This window comes from Dysosmobacter segnis, from assembly GCF_014297285.1.
GTDB classification, from domain to species: Bacteria; Bacillota; Clostridia; order Oscillospirales; family Oscillospiraceae; genus Oscillibacter; species Oscillibacter segnis.
Map to the genome: position 1 here is coordinate 241,153 of NZ_JACOQI010000001.1, position 16,361 is coordinate 257,513.

General features: G+C 53.5%; 13 protein-coding genes and 1 pseudogene. 11 read left to right on the plus strand and 3 right to left on the minus strand.

Annotation, left to right across the window (positions count from 1 at the left end; translation table 11 throughout):
• The first annotated feature begins 55 nt into the window (after positions 1-55).
• From H8Z83_RS01250 to H8Z83_RS01265, 4 genes and pseudogenes are all read left to right on the plus strand, one after another.
• Complete coding sequence (locus H8Z83_RS01250; RefSeq protein WP_243184668.1) at positions 56-4,759, plus strand: SpaA isopeptide-forming pilin-related protein; 4,704 nt, start codon at positions 56-58, stop codon at positions 4,757-4,759.
• 273 nt (positions 4,760-5,032) lie between these two features.
• Positions 5,033-6,583 (plus strand): annotated as a pseudogene (locus tag H8Z83_RS01255) (VirD4-like conjugal transfer protein, CD1115 family).
• A 16-nt stretch (positions 6,584-6,599) separates the two neighbouring features.
• The gene (locus H8Z83_RS01260; RefSeq protein ID WP_187013376.1) at positions 6,600-6,938 is read left to right on the plus strand and encodes a glutamyl-tRNA amidotransferase; all 339 of its coding nucleotides are present in this window, start codon (positions 6,600-6,602) and stop codon (positions 6,936-6,938) included.
• Positions 6,939-7,001: 63 nt separating this feature from the next.
• Entirely contained in the window at positions 7,002-7,838 is an 837-nt protein-coding gene (locus H8Z83_RS01265) for a VirB6/TrbL-like conjugal transfer protein, CD1112 family (protein ID WP_187013377.1), read from the plus strand.
• Positions 7,839-7,872: 34 nt separating this feature from the next.
• Here H8Z83_RS01265 and H8Z83_RS01270 read toward each other — a convergent pair whose 3' ends face one another.
• Positions 7,873-8,244, minus strand: coding sequence for a hypothetical protein (locus H8Z83_RS01270; protein ID WP_187013378.1), 372 nt, complete (start codon positions 8,242-8,244; stop codon positions 7,873-7,875).
• A gap of 130 nt (positions 8,245-8,374) precedes the next feature.
• Between H8Z83_RS01270 and H8Z83_RS01275 the strand changes: the two genes are divergently transcribed.
• The 5 genes from H8Z83_RS01275 to H8Z83_RS01295 all read left to right on the plus strand — a co-directional run bounded on the left by H8Z83_RS01275 (position 8,375) and on the right by H8Z83_RS01295 (position 13,760).
• Positions 8,375-8,719: a PrgI family protein gene (locus H8Z83_RS01275; RefSeq protein ID WP_187013379.1), complete on the plus strand. Its 345-nt coding sequence runs from the start codon at positions 8,375-8,377 to the stop codon at positions 8,717-8,719.
• On the plus strand, positions 8,712-11,039 hold the full coding sequence (locus H8Z83_RS01280; RefSeq protein ID WP_187013380.1) for a VirB4-like conjugal transfer ATPase, CD1110 family: 2,328 nt from the start codon (positions 8,712-8,714) through the stop codon (positions 11,037-11,039). Before H8Z83_RS01275 ends, H8Z83_RS01280 begins: the two co-directional genes overlap by 8 nt.
• A 78-nt stretch (positions 11,040-11,117) precedes the next feature.
• Positions 11,118-12,995 (plus strand): C40 family peptidase, encoded by a 1,878-nt coding sequence (locus tag H8Z83_RS19485; protein WP_243184670.1) that lies wholly within the window; start codon positions 11,118-11,120, stop codon positions 12,993-12,995.
• A gap of 94 nt (positions 12,996-13,089) precedes the next feature.
• Entirely contained in the window at positions 13,090-13,425 is a 336-nt protein-coding gene (locus H8Z83_RS01290) for a hypothetical protein (protein WP_187013381.1), read from the plus strand.
• Complete coding sequence (locus tag H8Z83_RS01295) at positions 13,425-13,760, plus strand: hypothetical protein (protein WP_187013382.1); 336 nt, start codon at positions 13,425-13,427, stop codon at positions 13,758-13,760. The genes H8Z83_RS01290 and H8Z83_RS01295 overlap by 1 nt, the downstream gene beginning before the upstream one ends.
• Positions 13,761-13,887: 127 nt before the next feature.
• On the opposite strand, the gene H8Z83_RS01300 is transcribed toward H8Z83_RS01295, so the two are convergent.
• Both H8Z83_RS01300 and H8Z83_RS01305 read right to left on the minus strand, forming a co-directional pair.
• On the minus strand, positions 13,888-14,085 hold the full coding sequence (locus tag H8Z83_RS01300; protein WP_207731959.1) for a helix-turn-helix domain-containing protein: 198 nt from the start codon (positions 14,083-14,085) through the stop codon (positions 13,888-13,890).
• A 158-nt stretch (positions 14,086-14,243) separates the two neighbouring features.
• Positions 14,244-14,516: a helix-turn-helix domain-containing protein gene (locus H8Z83_RS01305; protein WP_187013383.1), complete on the minus strand. Its 273-nt coding sequence runs from the start codon at positions 14,514-14,516 to the stop codon at positions 14,244-14,246.
• A 152-nt stretch (positions 14,517-14,668) separates the two neighbouring features.
• Between H8Z83_RS01305 and H8Z83_RS01310 the strand changes: the two genes are divergently transcribed.
• Positions 14,669-15,217, plus strand: coding sequence for an SLOG family protein (locus H8Z83_RS01310; RefSeq protein WP_187013384.1), 549 nt, complete (start codon positions 14,669-14,671; stop codon positions 15,215-15,217).
• A gap of 49 nt (positions 15,218-15,266) precedes the next feature.
• Positions 15,267-16,118 carry a tyrosine-type recombinase/integrase gene (locus H8Z83_RS01315; RefSeq protein ID WP_187013385.1) on the plus strand — a complete coding sequence of 284 codons (852 nt, stop codon included), beginning with the start codon at positions 15,267-15,269 and terminating at the stop codon, positions 16,116-16,118.
• Positions 16,119-16,361 lie beyond the last annotated feature (243 nt).

Genomic DNA, 16,361 nt, shown 5'->3' on the forward strand with positions numbered 1-16,361 from the left:
GGTCGTGTTATACGGCCTGCTTTTCTATTATGAAAATGTGAAAGGAAATCAGTGTATGAAAACATGGAAAACACGGATCATGTCAGCGATGTTGGCTCTTTTGACCTTGCTGACCCTGTTGCCCACCTCCGCTTTGGCAGCTTCCGGCAGCGGAACGGGCATCAAAGCAACCACAGACCCCAACCTCTGGTCTACCCGGCTGACCTCCACCGGCCAGCAATATTCCTACCGCCCGCCTATGGCTGCTGGAAAACAGCTCTATTGCATGGATCTCGGCTATTCCTATCGGTACGGGACAGCCAGTTTTTTGAACAGCTACACCTACCAAAGTGCCACCGGCGCGGACGCAGATGCCCTGTGGGAAAAAGCTGTTGCCAAGACCGGACTGGGCGAGATGGACGCCGCTGTCAAGGAGAATGTAAAGTGGATGATGTCCTATATCGCTGATTATACCGGCGACATCCCCGGCAGCTTGTTTATGGCCTTGCAGACCTACATCTGGGATCATCAAAGCGATAAATCCGCAGGCGGCGATACCTCCGGCGACATTGATGCCGGTGGCTTTGCCAACGCCGATACCTATGAAACCTATGTTGGCTATTACAACTGGATGCTGGCGCAGAAAGCTAAGGAGGATGCGGAACTTCAGAAACAGATCGAGGAATATACCGCGCAGGGCAAGCAGGCATCCATCGTGGAGGACATGTCTGGCAAGTGGGCCGTTCTTGCCACTTCCGGAACCGCTGGCCGCCAGAGCTTCTTTGCCTATCACGCAGCCCGTAAGGTTGTGACGGATGATAAGCCGGAAGGCGGTGACAATCCGCCTCCTCCCGTTGCCGGTGATGGCGACATCACGTTCAAGAAGGTGATTGCCGGGACTACCCATGGTTTGGATGGCGCTGTGTTCAACATCTACCGCGACGGTCAGATCGTCGGCAGCGATGTAACTCGTAATGGCGGCATCATTGAGGTAAAGGATGTCACCAAGGGTCTGTGGACATTCGTGGAGGTGGAAGCTCTGGAGGGTTATGCTCTGGACCCCACCCCCCACAGCGTCTATGTCGATACCACCGATGGCGACAAGCAGTACACTGTTTCCGCCAGCAACAGTCCTCTGCCCAGCCTGAAAATCACCAAGGCAGATGCCCAGACCTTCGCCAAGGTCAAAGCGACCTTTCTGGTGGAGTCTCTGACCGGCAGCTACTCCACCACCGTCACCGTGGACGGCGAAAAGACACTGCCCGATCTCCAGCCCGGTGTGTACCGCGTTACCGAGCAATCCGTGGAGGAGCCGTATATCAAGACCGGAACTCATCAGGACATCGCCCTGCTGGCCGGTGCCGGTACTGTGGAGGCCGCCTTCACCAACTATGTAAAACCCGGTTTGGAGATCCTGAAGAAAAACATTGCCACCGGGGAACCTATTGCCCATGTGACCTACAAAATTGAGCAGATCGACGGCAGCTACTCCACCACCGCGACCACGGACGGCGCGGGACGTATTTTCTTGGCGAATATCCCTGTGGGCAGCTACAAGGTCACGGAGGTCAATGTTCCCTCCGATGTGATCCTCTGCGACATTCCACAGACGATTGCCCTCGGCCCCGGCGAGACCCGCACGGTGACATTCTTCAACGCCATGAAGCCTTCTTTGAAAATCATCAAGCGGTGCGAAGTTACCAAAGCCCCCATCCCCAACACCAAGTTCCACATCTGGTGGGCATCGGACAACACAAGCACCGGCGCCATGAATGACCTCGGCAGCTTTTACACGGATGACCATGGCGAGATCATCTTCACGGGCGATGCCCTCAAGAGCGGCTGGTATAAAGTGACAGAGGAGGCCCCGGCATCCGGATTCGCCCCCGCTGACGAACCGACCCAGGAATTCTATCTGGCTGGCAACGAAAACGCGGTCAAAATCTGGGAGAATCGCCCCCTCAGCGCGCTGGTGGTATTCAAATATGATGAAAAAACCGGCGCGGCCTTACAGGGCGCGGAGTTCCAGATCCGTTACCTCGGCGGCACCTCCGGAACCGGCGGCACCGTCATTGGCACCTACACCACTTCGGAAAATGGCTCCATCATCCTCACCCGCCTGAAAGCGGGCACCTATATCGTGGAGGAAACCAAAGCCAGTCCGTTTTATTCCATCGACACGCCGCCCCAAACCGTGCTGCTGAGTGGTAAGGATCAGGATGTGGTGACGCTCCGGTTCAGCAACCAGCCTTACGGCTCCGTCCTCATCAAGAAGCTGGCGGATGATGCCAACAAAACACCGCTGGCGGGCGCGGCCTTCCTCGTCACCGACGATAAGGGTACGTTCATCGGCACCGCCAACGGTGAGTTCACCACGGACAAGTCCGGAGCCATCCAGCTCCCTAAGCTGCCTGCCGGTACGACCATCGTGGCAAAGGAAATTCGTCCCCCGGAGGGGTACGCATTGGACGGCACACCCCAGACTATTACGGTGCAGGCGGGTGAAAACGCGCCTCTGACTTTCTATGATAAGCCTCTCTGCAACCTGACCATTCTGAAGCGGGACGCGCTGACAAAGAAACCTCTGGCAAAGGCGGAGTTCATTGTGAAGGACAGTGAGGGCAAGCCCATTGGAACAGACAACGGGCGGTTCGTCACCGGCTCTGACGGTACTGTGACCATTACTGCCCTGAATCCCAATGCCACCATTATCGTGTCTGAGGATAAAGCGCCCATCGGCTATATCAAGGATGAGACGCCAAAAACCATTGTGGTCAGGAGCGGTGTACCCAATAGCCTGACCTTTGACAATGAACCTTCTACCACATTGGTGATCCACAAATATATCGAAGGAACGGAGAACGAGCCGCTTTCTGGCGTTGCCTTCAAGGTAGTAGATGGCAGCGGCGCTGCCGTTGGCCCCGATGACGGCGTTTATTACACGGACAAGGCGGGTGAGATCGTTTTGAACGGTCTGGAACCCGGCACTACCGTAGTTGCCCGTGAGATCAAATCTGTGGATGGATTCGTGCTGGACGGCACACCCCAGGACATTCTCATCAAGGCAGGGACGGTGCAAAATCTGACCTTCTGGAACAAGCGTCAGGGCGCGCTTATTATCAACAAGCTGGACGCTGTGACGAAGAAACCGCTGGCGGGAGTTACCTTCAAGATCACTACGGCTACCGGCGAGTTTGTCCCCGACGAAAACGGAAAAATCAGCTCCAACGGTCTGTATTATACCGATAAAAACGGGCAGATCATTCTCAAGGGCGTCACCGGTACGCTGGTGGTAACGGAGGAAAAATCTATTGACGGTTACACCATCGACGAAAATACCCGCACCCAAACCGTTGTAGTCAACCCCGACGATACGCAGTCCTTGTGTTTTTATAACGCCCCCATCGGCGGCGTGGAGCTAATCAAGGTCAATGCGGCGGACAAAACCCAGCGCATCCCCAACACCACCTTCGAGATCCGCCGTGTCAGCGATGGCGGACTGGTGGACACCGTCACCACCGGGCCGGATGGCCGCGTGTATGTGCCCTTGGCAAGTGACAGCTATTACGCCGTGGAGACTGAGGCAGGCAAGGGATACCAGCTTGACAGCACGCCCATTTATTTTACCGTGGAAGAGGGAAAGATGACCACCAAGACGGTGACTAACAAGGCTATTTCCGGCATCCTGATCCACAAGGTCAATGCCATCACCGGCGAGGGTATCCCCGGCGTGACCTTCCTGCTTTATGACGGCAATCATCGTCCCATCGGGGAGTATACCAGCGACCAGCGCGGCTATGTCTACATCGACGATCTGACCGAGAGCGGACGCTTTTATCTGCGGGAACTGGAGAATGAGGGATATGTTTCGGATACTGAACTGAAAACCGTCTATGTCCGTAGCGGCGAGGTGACGGAGCTGACATGGGAGAATACGCCGATCTGTGGACAGATTCAGGTTATCAAAAAATCTGCGAACGACAATCCTATCAACGGTCTGCCTGCGGGGACGCTGCTGGAGGGTGCGGTATTTGAAATCACCGATAAGGCAGGAAATGTTGTTGATACCATTCGCACCAATAACCGGGGATTGGCCGTCTCCAAGCGGTTGCCCTTGTCGCGGTATTTTGTGCGCGAGGTCAAGGCACCGGAACATTACGGTATCAGCGAAAAGGAACTGACAGTCTACCTTGAACATGAGGGTCAGATCGTCCGCATTGAGACAGAGAATAAGAGCCTTGCTACTGGCATTTCCATTACCAAGACCGGCCCCAAGGAGATCATGGCCAATCAGCCGGTTCGGTATGCGTTCTCGAATATCGCCAACACCTCCAATGTCAGCCTGAGCAATTTTTACTGGAGAGATACCATCCCGGCACAGGTGCGTTTGGAAAAGGTTGTAACAGGCACTTATAACTTCCCCGGCACTTACAAAATCGTCTACCGTGTCAATGGGGGCGATTACCGCACACTGGCCGACAACCTCTCCACCAGCAAGAATTACACGCTGGCAGCGTCCTCGGTGGCGTTGGGTTTGGCCTCCAACGAGCGCGTGACGGAGATCATGTTCGTATTCGGGCAGGCCCCGGCGGGCTTTAGTCAGGTCGAAGCACCCTATCTCCACTGTAAAGCTGTGGCCGGGCTGCCCGCAGGTTCCTTTGTAAATGTAGCTGACGCAGGCGGCACCTATAACGGAACATGGGTGCAGGCGGTAAGCCGCTGGGTGACATCCGTATATGGAAAGCCCACTGTTCCTAAGCTGCCTCGCACGGGATATTGATGCTGTCGAAATGTGTCTCACATTGAGCCGCATTTTTGAGACCGCTCCTGAAAAGGGGCGGCCTCTTTTTGCGTAAAGGGGGATTACATGAGACGAAATCAAAATCAGAACCCGCTGCTGTGGCTGCTGCCTGTGCCGATGGTGCTTTGGCTGGCAGCGCTGCTTGCAACAGAGTATAAGGCCGGAATGACCATGTTTACGCTGATGGGGCGGTTTTCGTGGCTGATGGAGCATCCCTTTTCTGTGCGGTGGACGCCGTACACGCCGAAATTTATGCTGTGGGCGCTGGCGGCCTATGGCTTTGCCGTGACGCTCTATCTCTCCACCTGTGAGAACCGCAGGCCGGGCGAGGAGCACGGCTCTGCAAAATGGGGCAGCGCCAAACGGCTGAACGCCAAATACCGGGACAAAGACCCACACAACAACACCATCTTGACGCAGAATGTCCGCATGAGCCTGAACGGCAAAATGCACCGGCGCAATTTGCTCCAAATCGTGATCGGCGGCTCCGGTGCGGGCAAGACACGCTTTTTTGTGAAGCCGAACCTGATGGAGGCAAATTGTAGCTTTCTTGTGACTGACCCCAAGGGGGAAACGCTCCGGGCCGTAGCGCCGCTGCTGCTCGAAAGGGGCTATGTTATCAAGGTGTTTGACCTGATCGAGCCATCCCGCTCGGACAGCTTCAATGCCTTTGCCTACATCAAGGATGATAAGGATGTGATGAAGCTGGTGAATAACTTTATCAAGAATACTACACCAAAGGGCGCACAACAGAACGATCCGTTTTGGGAGCGCTCGGAAATCGCACTGGATACAGCTCTCATCCTGTACCTGATCCATGAAGCGCCCCCGGAGGAGCAGAACTTTGAAATGCTCATTTACATGATTGAAAACGGCGGGGCCAGAGAGGATGACGATGACTACCAATCTCCCTTAGACCTTCTGTTTGAGGCACTGGAGGAGGAATACCCGAATCACATCGCCGTGCGGGAATATAAGATTTACAAACAGGCGGCTGGCAAAACGGCCAAAAGCATCCTGATTTCCGCAGCGGTGCGGCTGTCTGCCTTTATCCTGCCGGAGATCCAGAATATCACCGCCAAGGACGACATGGAGCTTGAAAAAATGGGAGAGCGCAAGCAGGCTGTGTTTGCCATTATCCCGGATAATGACGGCACCTTTAATTACGTTGTGGGTATGCTCTACACCTGCGCCTTTCAGAGCCTTTACTATCAGGCCGACAAGGTACACCAAAGGGCGCTGCCCGTTCCCGTGTGAATGATGATGGACGAGTTTTGTAATGTCTCTCTCCCAGATGATTTCGGCAAGCTGCAAGCTACCATGCGCAGCCGCAACATCATGTCCACCATTGTTTTGCAGAACATTTCCGCTCTCAAAGCGCTGTTCAAGGACGATTGGGAGGGCTTGATCGGTAACGCGGACACTCTATTGTACTTGGGCGGCAACGAGGTCAGCACCTTCAAATATATCTCTGAGCTACTGGGAAAGGAAACGCTGGATACCCGGACGCGCAGTGTATCCAAGGGGCGCAGCGGCTCCAGCAGCGTGAACTACCAGCAGACCGGGCGGGAGTTGATGACCCCGGACGAGGTGCGGGCGCTGGATAATGACCACTGCATTTTGTTTATCCGCGGTGAGTTGCCGGTGATGGACAGAAAGTATGACATCCTAAAGCATCCCGGCCTGAAGCTGACGGAGGATGGCGGTGCCGCACCGTATATCCACCGCCCCGGCCTGACCTATGCGCTGGAGGACTTGCCGTTGTCCACGGACAGCTGGGAGTCCATTGAAATTATTGAATGAATAGGAGAATGACACCATGAAGAAGAATCGTATTCCGTCTGAAGCCGACCGCAGGACTATCCGGGCCGGGCGCTGCTATGGGGCGCTCGTTTTGACCGTGCTGGCCTGCGCCGCACTGACCTGTCCCGCGTTGGCCGCTGATGACCCGCTGACCATCGTGGGGAATTTGTCTGACTTCGTGTTTTCCATCATCAAGGCTTTGGGCGTTATCATTCTCGGCTGGGGCATCGTGCAGGTGGGCATGAGCATCCAGTCTCACGACGCCAGCCAGAGGACGCAGGGCTTTTTGTGCCTTTTCGGCGGTTTGATGATTGCATTTGCAAAGGAAATTTTGAGCGCCATTGGTGCAGTCTAACGGAAAGGGGCAGGCCGTGGAGCCTGCCCCTCTTACTTCTCTGGAGAAATGGGGTGAAATTATTTGAATAACTGGATCGTCGGCAATCTGCAAGCGTCCTTTGATACATGGAACGAAAAGCTGACAGAGATATGGAGCCTTGTCACCACCACGCCGCAAGCCTTTCGCGGCGGCGAGATTTGGAATACCATCGTCACTATCAATGACGGTCTGAAAGCCTTCGGCTATGGCCTGCTGGTGCTGTTTTTCGCTATGAGCGTGTTCCGCTCTGCCGCCAGCTTCCGCGACCTCCAGCGCCCGGAATTTGCCCTGCGGCATTTCATTCGCTTCATAATCGCAAAGGTGGCCGTGGGAAGTGCTATGGAAATTATGACTGCCGTGTTTTCTGTGTGCGGTGGCGTGGTGCAGTCCATCATGGGCAGCATCGGCGGCATGAGTGCCGCCAGCGTGACACTGCCGCAGGAGATAGCTGACGCTATCGAAGAAGTGGGCTTCTTTCAGTCCGTCCCCCTCTGGATGGTCACATTCTTGGGGAGCCTGTTCATCACAGTATTGTCATTTATTTTGATTATGACCGTCTACGGGCGTTTTTTTCGGCTGTATATGTTTACGGCTCTGGCCCCGCTGCCGCTGGCCTCTTTTGCGGGGGAGGATACCTCTTTTATGGGGAAAGCCTTCCTGAAAAGCTATCTCGGTGTCTGCATGGAGGGTGCTATCGTGGTGCTGGCCTGTTTGATTTTTTCCGCCTTTGCCGCCAGCGGCGCGCCGATTGCGGATACTTCGCTGCCCGTTGTTACGATGAGCTGGCAGTATGTAGCGCAGACCATTTTCAATATGCTGATATTGGTGGCCCTTATCAAAGGTGCGGAACGCATCGCAAAGGAGATGTTCGGGCTATAAGACAAGAAAACGGCGGGCCGAAGCCCGCCGTTTTTCAGTCCCCATATTCAGGGATGGGTACGCCGTTGCACAGTTGAAAGCCAGTGATGGTACGGCCCTCCGCATTGGCACGGTGCAGGTCATTTTTGATCTGCCGCTCGGCCAGCCGCAGCATCTGCCGTTCCTGTACCCACTCCACCACTGGGCGGAGCCAGCAGGACAGCGCCAGCAATCCGAAAAATGCCAGAACGCCGTAGAACACAAAGGGATGTTCCGCTGCCCATTGGGGATAGATGCGGCCTACGCCCAGCCAGACCAGAATGGGCAGAAGTTGCAGATGCAGGAGCAGAGCGAACACCAACCGGATCGCAAAGATAAACAGAACAAATGCGGCGAAAGCAAGAAGTACCTGTTGCAGGATCGTCATAGTAAAAACCTCCTATATTTGGTACTTCTATTATCTCATACCTCAAAAATCGTGTCAAAAAATCGAAAAATAAATCAATTCAGAAGAAATGCGGCTCAATTTGAGACACATTTCGACGGGAGGCAGATATATGGAAATTAAGATACCCAAAGAAGTCCGGCAGCACAGCGAGACGATTTTCTTCGGCTTGTCTACTCGGCAGTTCATCTGTGCGGTGCTGGCCGTAGGCGCCGCCATCGGCACCTACTTTTTGACGAAAGGTGCTATCGGCAAAGAAACGGCCAGCTGGGTTTGCATCGTTGCCGCCGCGCCGCTGGCTGTGGCCGGCTTCTTTCGCTATAATGGCCTGACCTTTGAGCAGTTCGTGTGGGCGTTTATCAAGTCGCAGATTTTGTGTGCGGGGCCGAGGGTGTTCCGCTCTGAAAATCTGTACTGCAAAATTCTGAACGAGAAGGAGAAAAACATCTATGATTAAAACGCTGATTGCCGCTGACCGCAGTGAACGGGAGCGGTTCAGGATTCCCCGGAGCGTCCAGCAATCCATCCCCATCCAAAAGATCTATCGGGACGGTATCTGGCAGACCGGCGGCAAGTTCAGCCGGACTTGGCGCTTTGCGGATATTAACTATGCGCTGGCCTCCCATGACGATCAGCGGGATATGTTCACTTCCTACTGCGGTGTGCTGAACAGTCTGCCAACGGATGCCACTACCAAAATCACCATCAACAACCGGCGTCTCAACGGCGCGGACTTCCAGCGCAGTGTCCTGATGCGGGAGCGGGGGGACGGTCTGGACGGTTACCGCAGGGAGTACAACAGCGTCCTGACCGACAAGGCCGCAGAAAGTAATGACCTCATTCAAGACAAGTACATTACGGTTTCGGTGCCCCGGAGAAACATGGAGGAGGCCCGCACCTTCTTCCACCGGGTAGACGCTGACCTTGGGAAAAATTTTGGGCGCTTGGAGAGCGCTGCAAAAGCACTGGATAATCAGGAGCGTCTGCGAATCTTCCATGATTTTTTCCGTCCCGGCGAAGAAGAACATTTCTGGTTTGACCTGAGTGATGCCATGAAGAAAGGGCATGACTTCCGGGATTACATCTGCCCGGATGGGCTGTGCTTCAAAGCAGACCACTTCGAGATGGGCGGCAAAGTTGGCCGTGTTCTGTTTTTGCGGGACTATGCCAGCTACATCAAGGACGAGATGATCTCCAAGCTGTCTGATTTCCCGCAAAACCTCATGCTGTCCATTGATATTCTCCCCATTCCCACCGATGAGGCCATCCGGGAGGTGCAGAGCCGTATCCTCGGTATCGAAGCGGATATTGCCCGGTGGCAGCAGCGCCAGAACAGCCGCAATAACTTCACGGCCAGCGTTCCCTATGAGCTGGAGCAGCTGCGGGCGGAAACGAAGGAGTTTCTGGACGATCTGAGTACCCGCGACCAGCGGATGATTTTTGCCAATGTCACCATCGTACACATGGCGGACACGCTGGAGCAGCTGAACACCGACACGGAGATGCTGCAAGCGATTGGGCTGGAGCAGGCGTGTCAGTTCTCCGTTCTGCGATACCAGCAGGAGGACGGGTTGAATACGGCCCTGCCCTATGGCCTGCGCCGCATCAAGACCACCCGCACACTGACAACTGAATCTACCGCCGTTTTAATGCCGTTCCGCGTTCAGGAGATCCAAGACGCGGGCGGTATTTATTATGGCGTCAACGCCGTAAGTAAAAATCTTTTGATCTGCAACCGAAAGAAGCTACTGAACCCACACGGCTTTGTGCTGGGTGTATCGGGCAGCGGCAAGTCCTTCAGCATGAAGGAGGCTATCACCTTTATTGCCCTCTCTACCAATGACGATATTATTATGATCGACGCCGAGCGTGAGTATGGCGAGCTGACGCGGGCACTGCAAGGGGCGGTGCTGGAGATCTCTCCATCCAGCCCGCACCACATCAATCCGCTGGATATTAACCGGGGCTATGGAGCCGGGGAGAACCCGGTGGCTATGAAGTCCGAATTGATGATGAGCATTTGCGAGCAGCAGATGGGTGTCGGACAGCTGGGGGCGTTCCATAAGTCTATCATTGACCGTTGTACCGCCAATATCTATCACGATTTCATCAAGAGCGGCGGCGAAGGCAGGATTCCGACTCTCCCGGATTGGCGCAACGAGGTCAAGCGGCAGCCGGAGCGTGAAGCACAGGAATTGGCCCTTGCATCGGAGCTGTTCGTGGAGGGCAGCTTGAATATGTTCGCCCACGAAACCAATTTTGATATTGATAACCGCATTGTCTGTTTTGACCTCTACGAGATGGGTGAACAGCTCAAGCCCACGGCGCTGAATGTGGTGCTGGAGACGATCCAGAACCGCGTGGCGGCAAATCGGCTGGCCGGAAGGTACACATGGGTATTCGTGGACGAGGTGTATTTGTTCTTCAAGTATTACTACTCCGCACAATTTCTCTACAAGTGCTGGAAACGCTTTCGCAAGTACGCCGCTGCCATGACCGCCGCCACGCAGAATATTGAGGAATGTCTGCGCTCGGAAACGGCCCGTCTGATGCTGGCCAACAGCGAGTTTTTGATCCTGCTCAATCAGGCGGCAACTGACCGGGCGGAGCTGGCGAAGCTGCTGCATATCTCGGAAACGCAGATGAGCCATGTGACAAATGTGGAGGCCGGTCACGGCCTTATGCGGATCGGCAGTTCCATCATCCCCTTCGTCAACGAGTTTCCCCGTGACGGCACCCTTTATCGCCTGATGACCACGACACCGGGGGACAAATGAGCATTGTCGAAATTTGTCTCAAATCGAGACACATTAAGGGGGTGTACCAGATTGCCGGAATTTAAGGAGAAGACCAAAATGGGGCAGCCCAAAAGCAAGCGTACCGCTATGCTTGATCCCTGCCACCGGGCTATGGTGCTGAAGGAGAAGTACCGCCAGCAGTTGGCGGAGCGTCAGGAACCGGAATCAGACAGTGCGGAAACACAGGCTGTCGATGAAGTAGAGGACACGGCCAACTGGGCGGTGGACACGGTGCAGGATCGTGCGGCGCAGGTGCCGAGGGTAAGGCAAAAACCGCCAATAAAGGAAAAATCGTCTGCGAGTATTCCGCGTGAGCACAAAGCAAATGAGCAAACCGCCGCTTCGCGGGAACCCCCTGCAAGATACACAGCGCCTAAAAGTAAAAACTTCTTGGAGACTCCTTCCGCTGAAGAAGCAAGGCCACTGGATGAAAAGCAGCAGTTTGAAGCACGTTGCCAGTTCGTAGCGGACAAGCAGAAGAGCAAGCTGCTTTCGGAGCAACGGACCGTTCATTCTGTGGAGGAGCCGCCTGCTTTCTATGACGCAGAATGGGAGCCAGTTTCACCGTCAAAGACGGATACGCCGAAGCACAGCGCTTTCAAAGAGAAGAAACGGTTTGCCGTGAACGATCATAGCAGAAGCAAGCCAGAAAAGTTCCTGCCTGCTCCAAAGGTTAAGCGTACATCCTTCAAGACTGCGGCAAAGCCTATATCAGCAGCACAGAAAACCGCTTCGCAGCAACAGATCCACCAGACTGCGGCACAGGCAAAAAAGACCGCCAAGACAGCGGTAGAGCTGTTCAAGCGGGCAGCGGGGATGTTCCGCCGTGCCGCTGCTGCCCTAATCTCTGCCTTGGCCGGTTTCGTTGGCGGCACGGTGGTTTTGGTGGCGCTGGTGGTCATTATCATCATCGCGGCTGTGGCAAGTTCCCCCTTTGGACTGTATTTTGCGGCAGAGCGTAACGCACCGGATACTGTGTCGGTAGCTGAGGCCGTGGCGCAGGTGAATATCGCCTACAACGCCAAGCTGGAGGAGTTGCAGGCCGGAGACTATGACAGCATCGACATTCAAGGGCAGACCCCGGACTGGCCGGAAGTGCTGGCTGTCTTTGCAGCTAAAACCGCAGGCACGGATGATGGCGTGGATGTGGCCACGCTGGATGCAGACCGGGTGGCCCGTCTGACTGCCGTGTTCTGGGATATGACGGAGATCGCCTCTTGGGTGGAGACAATAGACCATCCCGGAAGTGGAGACGATGATGGTTGGACGGAGTACATCTTGCATATCACCATCACGCCGAAAACAGCGGATGAAATGCGGACGATCTACTCTTTTACCCGGTATCAGAATGAAGCCTTGGACGAGCTGTTGGCAGACCGAACCACGCTGGCTTCGCTGGCCTCCAGCCTGACCATCACCAATGCGGACGCAGAGGAAGTTCTTCAGAACCTCCCGGCAGACCTTTCCCCGGAGCGCCGGGCGGTCGTCCAAAATGCACTGATGCTTTATGGAAAGGTATCGTATTTTTGGGGCGGAAAATCACTGGTGCTTGGCTGGGACAGCCGCTGGGGGCAGCTTCGTCAGGTCACAGCCGCAGGCAGTTCTACCACCGGCACTTATCGGCCTTACGGGTTAGATTGCAGTGGATTCGTGGATTGGGCCTTTTACAATGCCACGGGCGGCAGTTACATCATCGGACATGGCGGCGGCGCCACGATGCAGCACTCGTACTGCACCGATATTTCGTGGTCGGACGCACAACCCGGCGACTTGGTGTTTTACCCGGACAATTCCCATGTCGGTATCGTTTGCGGCCGGGATGAGAATGGTAGCCTACTGGTGATCCACTGTGCCAGCGGCGCTAATAATGTGGTCATTACCGGCACAAGCGGTTTCATTTCCGTTGCGCGGCCGGATTACTTTTCAGATAATTGACTTTTTTCGACGGAGAAATACATTGCAAATCGAGGGGGTATCCTATATACTATGAATATAAAAAGAACTTTTTTGGCCGACAGGAGGAGATACCATGCTGAAGCTGGAAATCAAATTTAACGATGCTCAGATGCGAGCGGAGCATAAGTATGCTCCAGAGTCCATCTATGCCGCGTTGGACAAATCCTTCACCAAGTATGGCTTTCGCAGAGAAACGCTCTCTGATGGGACGATCTGCTATTACGGAAATGGGATGCCTCGTGACTATGGTACGTTTGGCCGGCTCATCACCACCCTGAAGGACAAGGAATGGTTTATGGCCTACCTTGTCAAATGGCTTTGGTACAATAGTGATGACGGTGAAAATGAGACGGACTTCATCGTGGAGGATGTTCTCTATCACTATGCCCACCGTGAGAGTGCTGCATAATGGCGAGGAAAGAAGCCAAGCGTTTTAAGGCTCTCTACTTTGATTTGCGGATCAAGGATTTGGAGGAATACTACTCCAAAACTCGGCCAAAGGGCGCTTATGAATTGATGAAAAAGTTCCTGACGAAACGGAACTTTTCCCATGAACAGTATTCCGGCTACCATTCCTGCTACAAAACAACGGATTTGGAGATATTCGATCTGATCCACGATATGAGCGACACCTTCCCGTGGCTTCAGCACTGCGTCAATCACTTTGAAGTGACCAACGTGGGGACTAACCATGACCTCATGGGGCTATTCGTTGAAGAAGTCGAAGATCCCGTCAGTCTGTGATTGCTGTCGAATTCGTCTTGAATCGAGACACATTATTTCAGGCCCACACTGCCATATTTGGTAGTGTGGGCCTGTTTTTATTTTGCTCTAAAACAATAGCGGCTGCCAACAAAAATGCCGGTAACCGCTACTTGAAGGATACAACATCGTTCGGAGTACAGCCAATGATCTTGCACAGCTTCTCCAAGGTAAGCATGGTGATGTTTCCACCCTTTTTGAGGGAGTCGAGCGTGTGATTATCAATGCCACTCTGCAAAAGCTGGTATTGCGTCACATTGTTTCGTCTCATGGTTTCCCACAGCGGCCCGTAATCGACTATCTCCATCACCACATTTCCTGTCTGATAAAGAAATTATATGTGGTATTCTGAGAAAACCATATTGTGATTATACCCACAATGCAGTAAAATGAGAGGTAAGTCAGATACGGGGCTTGGCGCACAAATCGTCGAAAAATGCGTCTCAGTTTGAGACGCATTAAAAGCTATTTCGATTTTATGATCCTGTCCGGGAATACGGAAGCGTTGATAAGGTCAGCGGGATCGACCTCCAGCGCATCGGCAATATCGAAGAACACATCCAGCGAGAAGCCGTGAGCCATGTTCGGCGCTTCAATCGTGCTGATGAGTGAGCGGCTGACACCGGCCTTCTCGGCCAGCTTCTCCTGTGACAGACCACGCATTTTACGGAGCGCCGCAATGGCGATCCCAAGCTGTATGAATCGGTCACGATTCTTGAAGGATACTTCTTTGCTCATACCGTGTCCTGCCTTTCTGATGATAAGAAAATTATACGGGTTCCCACTGCCCTTTTCTGTATATATCAGAAAGCTATTGCTTTAATTAGTGAGCAATAGTATATTATAGGAAAGCAAATGGTGAAAAACGAGAGAGAAAGCGGGTGGGCTTGGTGAATCATCGCTGTGCGGTCATGGGACAACATCCTCTTTGCTTCCCATGGGGGTTTGACGAGGAGGATACCCAGTGCCGCAGCATGAAGCTGGAGCTGGCGCAGCGCATCATGGAACTGCGCCAATGCGGGGTAACAGAGTTTCAGGTGGCCTGCGACCCCGGCGTGGGGCTATACGCCGCAGAGATCATCAACACGCTGAGGGAAAATGACCAAGCCCTTCGTTTGATCTGTGCCCTGCCCCACGAAGGGCAGGCTACCAAGTGGACACCGCAGTTGCGAGACCGTTATTTTAATATGCTGGCGAGCTGCACGGACATAATCTGCATCGCTCTCCATGAGCAGCCAGACGCCCAGTTTTCAGCCTATCAGCAAATCATCAAGCAGTCGGAGGTTTTAATGACTGTCTATGACCCCGACCTTTCCAATGGCAGTGCAGAAGACAAGGCCGTGGCCTATGCCCTTGCGCTGGGGAAGCCGACTCTGGTGATTCACCCTCAAACACGGAAAGCCCGTTGGGTCAATATGCCGGAAAACGCAACTGAATAGCTCTTACAGATGCGGTAAAATATCGGTACTACAATTTGGAGGTACTGATATGTCGAAAAAACACCCCGCTGTAACGATAACCATGATTGACAGATATTTGACCCACTTACGGGAGCAGGAGCGGTCTGCTGCTACACTTCAGAAATACAGGCATGACCTGAATGAACTCTGCGGCTACCTGCACAATGCGCCGCTGAACAAATCTACACTGATTGACTGGAAGGAACTGCTTATCAGCAAGTATGCCCCAGCTACGGTGAACTCCATGCTTATCGCCGTCAACGGCTATCTTCGATTTTATGGCTGGCAAGGGCTATCTGTGAAACTGCTGAAAGTGCAGAAAGCATTATTTATAGATGAATCAAAAGAGCTGACGAAAGCAGAGTATGACCGTTTGGTGCAGGAAGCACAACGGAAGAACAACGAGCGCCTTGCCCTTGTCATTCAGACCATCTGCGCTACGGGTATCCGTGTGTCAGAATTGCGCTTTATTACCGTTGAGTCCGTACAGAACGGCAGGGTCGAGATCAGCAGCAAAGGCAAACGGCGTATGGTGTTCCTGCCGGACAAACTGCGTCAGCTTCTTCGGAACTATGTGCGAAAACAAAAAAAGACCGCCGGGGTGGTATTCACCACCCGGACGGGTAGGCCGTTAGACCGGTCAAATATCTGGCGAGATATGAAGGGCCTGTGTGAACGTGCTGGGGTAGCGCCGGAGAAGGTCTTTCCCCATAGCTTGCGTCACCTGTTTGCCCGCACTTTTTACTCGCTGGAGCGTGATCTGAGCCGCCTCGCTGACATTTTGGGACATTCCAGTATTGTTACCACCCGCATTTATACGGCAGAGAGCGGAATCATTCACGCACGCCAAATGGGACGATTGGGACTTGTGATAACATAATTTGCGTTCTGTGGTATTTTATTGCATAACGCCTGAATATCCACTAATTTTGCGTTGAAATTATAGCATTGCAATATACTGTTTGCAACAGCTATTTCACAAAATCGACGAGAATCTATAACCTGTCACATTTCCTCGGATTTTTTTACGTCAATTTGTGAGGAATTGCGCTACGACGGTGCTTTGAACGGTGATAAATCTCACAATATGAGATTGTATACCACAGAACGCAAATTATGTGGT